The sequence below is a fragment of the Allosphingosinicella sp. genome (assembly GCF_036387215.1).
Lineage (GTDB): Bacteria > Pseudomonadota > Alphaproteobacteria > Sphingomonadales > Sphingomonadaceae > Allosphingosinicella.
In genome coordinates, this window is the sequence record NZ_DASVUE010000133.1 from 1 (window position 1) to 9,078 (window position 9,078).

Below are 9,078 nucleotides of genomic sequence, written 5' to 3' on the forward strand. Positions count from 1 at the left end.
TTCGTCTTCATGGTGCAGACCTTCGGCCGCGGCCAGGCCGCGCGCCTTCTTCAGTGTCGGGAGATTTGAGGCCTAGAGCTTACCCGGCACGCCCTCAGGCGTACCGGCCCGTAAAGCTGAAGAAGCGGAGGCCGTTCGAGCGGGCAATGATGTGTCCGTTGCTCATGGTTCGTCTCCGGGCCCGAAGCGGGCCTGCAAGGAACAAGCTGCCGATGCGGCCGCCACCTGTCAACCCGTTGATGCGGAAGGGCTGCGCAGATGCCCCTTCTCCCCGCGCTCCGGCTTGTCTATCGGGCGCGCCATGAGCGCTTCCGAAATCCCGTCCTTCAAGGTCGAAGCCGCCTCCGAGGGCGAAGGCACACGCTTCACAGTCACCCGCGCCGGCGGCGGCGAAAGCCGGGAATACCGCCTGCCGGGCGGCGAGCAGCAGGATTATACCGCCTTCTACGCCGTGCTCGCCCGCGATTACGGGATGCGCTCCGGAGACCATTTCGAGCGGCCGAGGCCCGAGGCCGATCCGCACATCCACTGGCGCCCGCTGATCACCAGTAACCTCGAGCCGCGGATCCTGGCCGGCTATGGCGACCCGGCAGTGCTGAAGACCGACGAGGGCTACTACCTCGTCGCCACCTCGAACGACGCGCCCGACGCATTCCCGATCCTCCACTCGACCGACCTCGAGGCGTGGGAGCCGGTCGGCTTCGTCTTCCCCGAGGGACGTACTCCGGAATGGGCGGCGGCCGGGCGGCACCTTGCCGATTTCTGGGCCCCCGAAATGGCCAGGGTGGGCGATGAATATTGGCTCGCCTTCACCGCCCGGCAGCAGACCAACGCGCTTGCCATCGGCCTTGCCAAGGCACCCCACCCCGCCGGCCCGTGGACCGACAGCGGCGGACCGCTTCTGACCGGGGGAGTGACGCTCTTCCCGCCGCCGAGCCCTGCCGACGGGCCGCCGCCGCCGATGAGCGGGGGCGTGATCGATTCCCACATCTTCATCGACGCGGGCGGCGATCCCTACCTGTTCTGGAAGCGGGACACGAACGGCGTCTGGCCGCGCCCGCTGGCCGGCCTTCTGCGCGAGCGGCCGGAGATGATCGCCGAGATGTTCGACCGCGAGGAGGACCGGCTGACCGCCGCCTTCGCGGCTGCGGTCCAGCCCTGGGCGAACACCCGGCGGCCGATGGAGCGCTTCTTCCTGATGCAGCCGCTGATCGAGACGGTGCTCGGCTCCTGGCCGCAGGTCCGGCGCGTCCTGGAAGCGTCGGGCGAGGCGGGCGCGATCCTCGATGCGATGCGGACGCCGATCCTCGCGCAGCGGCTCGGACCGGACGGAACCAGCTTCCTTGGTGAGCCGGTTGAGGTGCTCGCCAACGACCTCGATTGGGAGGGCCATCTGATCGAGGGGCCGTGGGTGACGCGCCAGCAGGGCCGCTACTGGATGTTCTATGCCGGCAACGATTTCTGCACGCCCGCTTACGGGATCGGAGTCGCAGTCGCCGATCATCCGCTCGGCCCCTATGTGAAGCAGCCGGAGCCGCTTCTGAAATCGACGCGCGAATGGTGGGCGCCGGGGCACGCGTCTGTAGCACCGGGCCTCGACGGCGAGCCCCAGCTCTTCTTCCACGCCTTCTTCCCCGGAACCGGCGGCTACAATGCCTTCCGGGCGCTTCTTACGACCTGTCTGAGGTTCACCGAGACGGGCGTGGAGCTCTGCTGAGGAGCGACAGCGAAACAGTGCTTGACATGCAGCCGTAACGTTCCGTACATGTTCCGTGTCCGTTCCAGGAGGGCCGAACGTGCTGACACGCAAGCAACATGAGCTTCTGACCTACATTCACCGTCATCTGGGTGAGAACGGAGTGTCACCTTCGTTCGAGGAGATGAAGGAGGCGCTGGAGCTGAAGTCGAAGTCGGGCGTGCACCGGCTCATCTCTGCCCTGGAGGAGCGCGGCTTCATCCGCCGGCTGCCGAACCGCGCACGGGCGCTCGAAGTGATGCGGATGCCGGACGTCAAGGCGGGGATCGCTTCCAACCCGGTCGCGCCGGTGACTCCGCCGCAGGCCGCCAACGACGTGATCGAGCTGCCGCTTCATGGCCGCATCGCAGCCGGCATGCCGATCGAAGCGCTGGAGGGGCAGAGCAGCCTCTCGGTGCCCGCTGCCCTGCTTGGGCCGGGCGAGCATTATGCTCTCGAGGTCGCGGGGGATTCGATGGTCGAGGAAGGCATTCTCGACGGCGACTATGCCTTGGTGCGCAAGACCGACATCGCGCGCGACGGCGAGATCGTGGTCGCGCTCATCAACAATGAGGAAGCGACCCTCAAGACCTTCCGCCGCGAAGGCCAGATGATCCGCCTCGATCCCGCCAACCGCAATTACGACCCGCAGCGCTACCGGCCGGACCAGGTGATGATCCAGGGCAAGCTTGCCGGGCTGCTCAGGCGTTACTGAGCGAGATGGCACGCCTCAACTATGTCGAGCTCCCGGTGCGGGAGATCGGGCCGGCAAAGGCTTTCTACGAGCGGGCGTTCGGCTGGTCGCTGACGGGGTTCGGGCCCACTTATGCGGCAACGCTCAGCGGCGATACCGACATCGGGCTCCAGGGCGACGCGGCCGAGGCGACGAAGGCGCCGCTGCCGGTGATCGAGGTCGAGGATCTCGAAGCGGCGCTCGGCGCGGTAGAAGAAGCCGGGGGAACGATCGTCCGGCCGATCTTCGCCTTCCCCGGCGGCCGCCGCTTCCAGTTCCTGGATCCGAGCGGCAACGAGATCGCAGTGACCAAAAGCGGCTGAGCGCGCGGTCACGTCTGCACGATGTTCCTGCTGTTCTCGAGTGCGATGATGATCGCTCCGCTTGCCCAGGTACGGCCGCAACTGCGCAGGTAGCGGCGGACGCTTCCGCGTTCCCTGATGTCGAGTGCGTTGCCGCCAGCGGCATCGGGCGGGCACATCAGGTCGGATCCGGTCTTCATCGGCAGCGTAAGCTGGACCGTCAGCGGCTCGCGCCCAAGGCAATCCGAAGCAAGGGCTGCGTCGACGAGTGCGGCCGTGGCCTCGTTCAGCCGGCCTGAGGTCACAACGCGCTCCGGCGGCTGCTGCACCGGCGGCGCTCCAGGTGGCGCTGGCGGCGGCGGGAGCTGGAGGTAGCGGACGTGCGATACCCTCCACACCCCATCCCTTTCGCGGACGGCCCAGACGCTGATCCCGTAGGGCGCCTGGAAGCTGCCGCCCGGTATTGCGAGCCGCAGCTGCACCGCGCCCGGATCGGCCGCCGGTTCGGGCAAGCCCGCGCGCGCCTTTGCGTGAAAACGGTCGAAGGCGCTCCAATCGGCGCTGCCCTTCGCGATCCGGGAGAGATCCACCTCTTCGAGGGTGCGGCACCTCTCGGCAATGTCGCTCACCGCCGGCGTCAGCTGCGGGCGGCTTCGCGTGGGCGCGGGAGCGGCGCAGCCGCCGAGCAGGAGCGCCAGGGACACGGCCCCTGCGGGAATGGAGCGCGAGGCGAAGCTCATGCGGTTTAAATGCATCGGCGCGGCTTCGGTGCCGACCCGGAACACGGTGCCGGCGAACGGACTTTTCGGTGGGACCGATTTAGGTTATATCGACTCAGGGGATGGGAGATAGTCGCCTGAAACGGCAGCTGTCGCGAGCGCCTCGGAATTTTTTCCGGGGCGTTTCGTTTTTCAGGGAACCCAAACCCGGTAAGCTCGTTTTGCTGATACCCCAACGGTAGTCAGCTCCCCCCCCCCCCCGCTGACTGCCACAGAGCCCCGGCCCCAAGCGGCCGGGGCTTTTCGTTTGGGGCTAGTTCTTCCGCGCCTTCACAGGCCGCTCCGCCCAGGGGTGATCTCCCACCCGCTCGCGGACCGTCACCACGCGCGGCCTCTCCCCCAGCGAGATAGAGAGACCCCCACTCCGGGCGAGGAAGAAGCGGTCCGCCTTCAGCCAGCGCGGCACGCAGGTGCGTGGCAAGCGGCGATCGCTCACGACGATGTCGGCCGCCGCGCACGCGCGCTTCAGCGGCTCGAAATCGATCATGTGCCGGCTCCGCGTCGCCAGCAGGCGCCAGCTCCGACCTCCGCTCGCGATGTCGGCCATGCAGGTATCGCGGTTGCAGCGGGCGTTCGGCATCGCCTCGAGGTCCGGCATCTCCGCCTCCGATCCCGAAGTTTCGCTGAGCATGCTCCGCACGTAGTCCCCTGCCCGCCCCCGGAGGATCGCCAGCTCGCCCGAGGGGGTACGGAGCGCGAGGTGACGGCCGTCGCCGGTCACGATCAGGTCGGGCGGCGGCGTCGCGAGCGCCCAGAGCGCCCCGGCGGCGAGCGGCACCAGCCCCCAGCGCCGCCACCGCGTCCGCCACAGCGCGATCCAGAGCCCTCCCCCCACCATCAGTCCGAACGCGGCCGGCGGCATGTCGGGGAGCATGGCGACGGCGCCCGGCGCGGCTGCGGTGGCATGCGCGAGCCCAAGCAGGAACTTCAGCGCGGCGCCGGCCGCCCACCAGAAGGGTGCGCCGATCCCGCCGATATCAAACAGCAACGCCAGCGCCTCCAGCGGCATGATGACGAAGGTGGTGAGCGGGATCGCGACGATGTTCGCGGCGGCTCCGTAGAGCCCGGAGCGATGGAAGTGGAACAATGCGATCGGCATCAGCGCGAGCTCGACCGCCAGCCCTGTGAGCACGAGCGCGAGCAGCCCGCGGCCGATCTTGCGCGGCAGTCCTTCGTCGCGGCGGGCAAGCAGCGTCTTGATGCGAGGATGCTCGTGCAGTGCGACGATCGCGACGATCGCTGCGAAGCTCAGCTGGAAGCTGGGGCCCGGGAGCGATTCCGGCCAGAGCAGGAGAACGATCAGCGCCCCGGTCGCGACGAGACGGAGCGTCAGCGCCTCCCGCCCGAGCGCAATCCCCAGCAGGATCAGCAGCGAGGCAATGCAGGCGCGGACCGTCGGCACCTCTGCGCCGGTCAGCAAAGTGTAGGCGACGCCCGCCAACGCGCCCGCCGCCGCAGCGACCAGCACCAGCCGGAACCGAAGCGCGAGGGCCGGGCTCAGCGCCAGGAGCTTCAGCGTCAGGAGCATGACTGCGCCGACGACTGCAGTGAGGTGAAGGCCGCTGACCGACAGGAGGTGCGCGAGGCCGGAGCGGCGGAGGGCCTCCGCATCCTCCTCCGGAATGCCCGCCTGGTCGCCGGTGGCGAGAGCGGCGGCAATGCCCCCTGCCCCTCCCTGCAGCCTCGAGCGGGCATGGTCGGCGAGCCGCTGCCGGGCGGCTGCGATGCGCGCGCTCCAGCCCAGTTCCTGAGCCGGGGCGATCACCTTCACCTCCCCGAGCGCCCGGCCGGTGCCGCCGATGCCCTGGAACCAGGCGGCGCGGGAGAAATCATAGGCGCCGGGCACCGCCATCGGCGGCGGCGGCATCAGCCACGCGCGAAGGCTTATGGTGGCCCCCGCGGCGACCGCGCCGCCCTTGTCCTCATCGACGTTGATCCGGATCCGGGGCGGGAGATCGGGGGTGCCCAGCGGCCGCACCACCAGCCGCACCGTCTCCTTGGCGGGCAGGCGCTGGAGGGATTCCACGCGCCCGGTGAACTCCGCCATACGGGCGCGCTCCAGCCGGGGCGCGGCCACCTGTTCCGCCTTCCACCAGATGAGGCCGCAGCCTGAAGCGGCCGCGAAGCAGAAGATCGCGAGCGCCCTGCCCCACCTGGTGCCCCAGCCCGCCGCGAGGGCCGCAAAAGCGAGCGCACCGGCTCCGGCCACGAATGCCCACCAGCTCCTCTCGCCCGGCAACGCGAACCAGGCGCCGACGCCGAGCCCGAGCGCGACCGGAAGCCAGAGCGGAAGCTGGTCCCGCTCCGCCTCGAACAGCGCCTCCAGCCGCTCGGACATATGGTCCGGGAGCGGCGTTTGTCGCCGCCAGAACCCTATGCTAGGGGCGCGCCATTCGTTCGTCGCCATCCGGCGCATCCTTGGAGAATCGGCGCGTGAGCGCAACTGTCCCCACGCGCGAGGTCGTTACGCGTTTTGCGCCCTCGCCGACCGGTTTCCTGCACATCGGCGGCGCCCGCACCGCACTCTTCAACTGGCTGTTCGCGCGCCGGCACGGCGGCAAGTTCCTGCTGCGCATCGAGGATACGGACAAGGCAAGGTCCACCAAGCCGGCGATTGACGCGATCCTCGAAGGGATGCGCTGGCTCCAGCTCGATTGGGACGGGCGCGAATATTATCAGTCGCAATTCTGGGCCCGGCACGCCGAAGTTGCGAACGAGCTCCTTGCCCGCGGCCATGCCTATCGCTGCTACATGACCCATGACGAGCTCGCCGCAGCCCGCGAAGCGGCGCAGCGCGAGAAGCGGCCGTTCCGGATCGAGAGCAAATGGCGGGACTGCTCGCCCGACGCCGCGGCGCCCGACGCTCCGTTCGTGGTGCGCCTCAAGGCGCCGCGCGAGGGCGAGACGGTGATCGAGGACCAGGTGCAGGGCACGGTCACGGTCCGGAATGCCGAGATCGACGACTTCGTCCTGCTCCGCTCCGACGGCAGCCCGACCTACATGCTGGCCGTGGTCGTCGATGATCACGACATGGGCGTGACGCACGTGATCCGCGGCGACGACCACCTCAACAACGCTTTCCGGCAGCTCGCGATCATCCGCGGCATGGGCTGGCCGGAGCCGGTCTACGCCCACGTGCCCCTGATCCACGGCCAGGACGGCGCCAAGATGTCGAAGCGGCACGGCGCGACCGGGGTGATGGACTATCACGCGCTGGGTTTCCTCCCCGAAGCGCTCTCCAACTATCTGCTTCGGCTCGGCTGGGGGCACGGCGACGAGGAGATCATCGCCAGGGACGATGCGATCCGCTGGTTCGGCCTCGAAGGCGTCGGCCGCTCCCCTTCCCGCTTCGACACCAAGAAGCTCGAGAATCTGAACGGCCACTATATCCGCGAGGCTTCCGACGGGCGGCTGGCCGGGCTCGTGACGCCGCGGATCGAGACTTTGCTCGGCCGGTCGCTGATGACCGACGAGATCGCGCTCCTCACCCGAGCGATGGAGGGGCTGAAGCCGCGCGCGAAGAACCTCAACGAAATAGCGGAAGGCGCGCTCTTTTTGTTCAAGCGCCGGCCGCTCGATCTCGACGAGAAGGCGGCGGTGTTGCTAGGGGGGAGCGCACCGGACCTGCTCGCCCTCGTCCACGCAGCGCTTGCCGCGCTGCCGGAATGGACCGCCGAGGCGACAGAGCAGGCCGTTCGAGAGGTGTCCGAAAGCGCCGGCGTCAAGCTCGGCCAGGTGGCGCAGCCGCTTCGCGCGGCGCTGACGGGCCGAGCGACTTCGCCGGGAATTTTCGACGTTCTCGTCCTTCTCGGGCGCGAGGAGAGCCTTGCGCGCGTTAAGGACCGGGTGTGATCAAGGAGCGATAAGATGACGGACGGCAAGGCAAGCCTGGGGCTTGGCGGCAAGACTTTCGACTATGACGTGCTTCCGGGCAGCGTCGGGCCGGACGTGATCGACATCCGAAAGCTCTATGGGCAGACCGGCGCCTTCACCTACGATCCGGGCTTCACCTCGACCGCGTCCTGCGAGAGCTCCATCACCTATATCGACGGCGACGAGGGCATCCTCCTTCACCGCGGCTATCCGATCGACCAGCTGGCCGAGCATTCGACCTTCATGGAGGTCTCCTACCTGCTTCTGAACGGCGAGCTTCCGAACCGGAGCGAGCTCGACCGCTTCACCTACACCATCTCCCGCCACACGATGCTTCACGAGCAGCTGTCGACCTTCTACCGCGGCTTCAGGCGCGATGCGCACCCGATGGCGATCATGTGCGGCGTGGTCGGCGCGCTGTCCGCTTTCTATCATGATTCCACGGACATCACCGATCCGTATCAGCGGATGGTGGCCTCGCACCGGCTGATCGCGAAGATGCCGACGATCGCCGCCATGGCGTATAAATATTCGGTCGGTCAGCCGTTCATGTACCCGCAGAACAGCCTCTCCTACACCGGCAATTTCCTGCGGATGACCTTCGGCGTCCCGGCCGAGGCCTATGAAGTGAACCCGATCGTCGAGAGCGCGATGCGGCGGATCTTCATCCTCCACGCCGATCACGAGCAGAACGCTTCGACCTCCACCGTGCGGCTCGCCGGCTCATCGGGCGCAAACCCGTTCGCCTGCATCGCCGCCGGCATCGCCTGCCTCTGGGGGCCCGCGCATGGCGGCGCCAACGAAGCGGCATTGAACATGCTTCGCGAAATCGGCCGGCCCGAGCGGATTCCCGAATATATCGCGCGGGCCAAGGACAAGGACGATCCGTTCCGGCTGATGGGCTTCGGCCACCGCGTCTACAAGAATTTCGACCCGCGGGCGAAGGTGATGCGGCGCACCGCCGAGGAGGTGCTGAACGAGCTCGGCGTGACCGACCCGGTCTTCGACGTGGCGCGCGAGCTCGAACAGATCGCGCTCAACGACGAATATTTCATAGAGAAGAAGCTTTATCCGAACGTGGACTTCTATTCGGGCGTCATCCTTTCGGCGATCGGATTCCCCACCTCGATGTTTACCGCGCTCTTCGCCCTCGCCCGCACCGTCGGCTGGGTGGCGCAGTGGAACGAGATGATTTCGGATCCCGACCAGAAGATCGGGCGGCCGCGGCAGCTCTATACGGGGCCGACGCAGCGCGATTACGTGCCGGTGGACCGGCGCTGATGCGGGCTGCCGTTCTCGCGGCTCCCGGCGAGATCAGGATCGACGAGGTAGCGCTTCCGGAGCCGGGGCCGGGGCAGGTGCGCGTCCGGCTCGAAGGCTGCGGCGTCTGCGCCTCCAACCTCACCCCCTGGGCCGGGCCGGAGTGGCAGCAATTCCCGACGGAGCCCGGCTCGCTCGGCCATGAAGGGTGGGGCGTGATCGATGCCATCGGCGAGGGTGTCGACGGCCTATCCCCCGGTCAGCGCGTCGCTGCACTCTCCTACAAGAGCTACGCCGAATATGACATCGCGGAGGCCGACGCCGTCGTACGCCTGCCGGAAAGCCTGGCGGGGCAGCCCTTTCCCGGCGAGCCTCTCGGCTGCGCGATGAACATCT

8 protein-coding genes are annotated in these 9,078 nt (G+C 68.1%); 6 read left to right on the forward strand and 2 right to left on the reverse strand.

Annotated elements, in window-relative coordinates:
* The first annotated feature begins 301 nt into the window (after positions 1 to 301).
* The 3 genes from VF662_RS05285 (at position 302) to VF662_RS05295 (ending at position 2,791) form a co-directional block, all read left to right on the forward strand.
* Positions 302 to 1,717, forward strand: coding sequence for a glycoside hydrolase family 43 protein (locus VF662_RS05285; protein WP_464138641.1), 1,416 nt, complete (start codon positions 302 to 304; stop codon positions 1,715 to 1,717).
* 79 nt (positions 1,718 to 1,796) lie between these two features.
* Positions 1,797 to 2,450, forward strand: a complete 654-nt coding sequence (gene lexA, locus VF662_RS05290; protein ID WP_464138643.1) for a transcriptional repressor LexA — start codon at positions 1,797 to 1,799, stop codon at positions 2,448 to 2,450.
* Positions 2,451 to 2,455: 5 nt separating this feature from the next.
* Positions 2,456 to 2,791 (forward strand): VOC family protein, encoded by a 336-nt coding sequence (locus tag VF662_RS05295; protein ID WP_464138645.1) that lies wholly within the window; start codon positions 2,456 to 2,458, stop codon positions 2,789 to 2,791.
* An 8-nt stretch (positions 2,792 to 2,799) separates the two neighbouring features.
* Here the strand turns inward: VF662_RS05295 and VF662_RS05300 are convergent, their stop codons facing one another.
* Together VF662_RS05300 and VF662_RS05305 are read right to left on the reverse strand one after the other, a co-directional pair.
* A complete protein-coding gene (locus tag VF662_RS05300) occupies positions 2,800 to 3,510 on the reverse strand; it encodes a hypothetical protein (protein WP_464138647.1) in 711 nt (236 codons plus the stop codon).
* Between the two features lie 292 nt (positions 3,511 to 3,802).
* A complete protein-coding gene (locus tag VF662_RS05305; protein WP_464138650.1) occupies positions 3,803 to 5,956 on the reverse strand; it encodes a ComEC/Rec2 family competence protein in 2,154 nt (717 codons plus the stop codon).
* Positions 5,957 to 5,982: 26 nt separating this feature from the next.
* Here VF662_RS05305 and gltX point away from each other — a divergent pair, with 26 nt between their 5' ends.
* The 3 genes from gltX to VF662_RS05320 all read left to right on the forward strand — a co-directional run.
* Positions 5,983 to 7,401: a glutamate--tRNA ligase gene (gene gltX, locus VF662_RS05310; protein WP_464138652.1), complete on the forward strand. Its 1,419-nt coding sequence runs from the start codon at positions 5,983 to 5,985 to the stop codon at positions 7,399 to 7,401.
* Between the two features lie 15 nt (positions 7,402 to 7,416).
* Positions 7,417 to 8,703 carry a citrate synthase gene (locus VF662_RS05315; protein WP_464138654.1) on the forward strand — a complete coding sequence of 429 codons (1,287 nt, stop codon included), beginning with the start codon at positions 7,417 to 7,419 and terminating at the stop codon, positions 8,701 to 8,703.
* The coding region (locus tag VF662_RS05320; protein ID WP_464138657.1) for an alcohol dehydrogenase catalytic domain-containing protein at positions 8,703 to 9,078 on the forward strand (376 nt) is incomplete at its 3' end. The genes VF662_RS05315 and VF662_RS05320, both read left to right, overlap by 1 nt.

Bases quoted from the DNA above. Each gene is read 5' to 3' on its own strand.
- VF662_RS05295 (WP_464138645.1), top strand. From the start codon at position 2,456: ATGGCACGCCTCAACTATGTCGAGCTCCCGGTGCGGGAGATCGGGCCG.
- VF662_RS05285 (WP_464138641.1), top strand. From the start codon at position 302: ATGAGCGCTTCCGAAATCCCGTCCTTCAAGGTCGAAGCCGCCTCCGAG.
- VF662_RS05300 (WP_464138647.1), bottom strand. From the start codon at position 3,510: ATGAGCTTCGCCTCGCGCTCCATTCCCGCAGGGGCCGTGTCCCTGGCG.
- VF662_RS05305 (WP_464138650.1), bottom strand. From the start codon at position 5,956: ATGGCGACGAACGAATGGCGCGCCCCTAGCATAGGGTTCTGGCGGCGA.
- VF662_RS05315 (WP_464138654.1), top strand. From the start codon at position 7,417: ATGACGGACGGCAAGGCAAGCCTGGGGCTTGGCGGCAAGACTTTCGAC.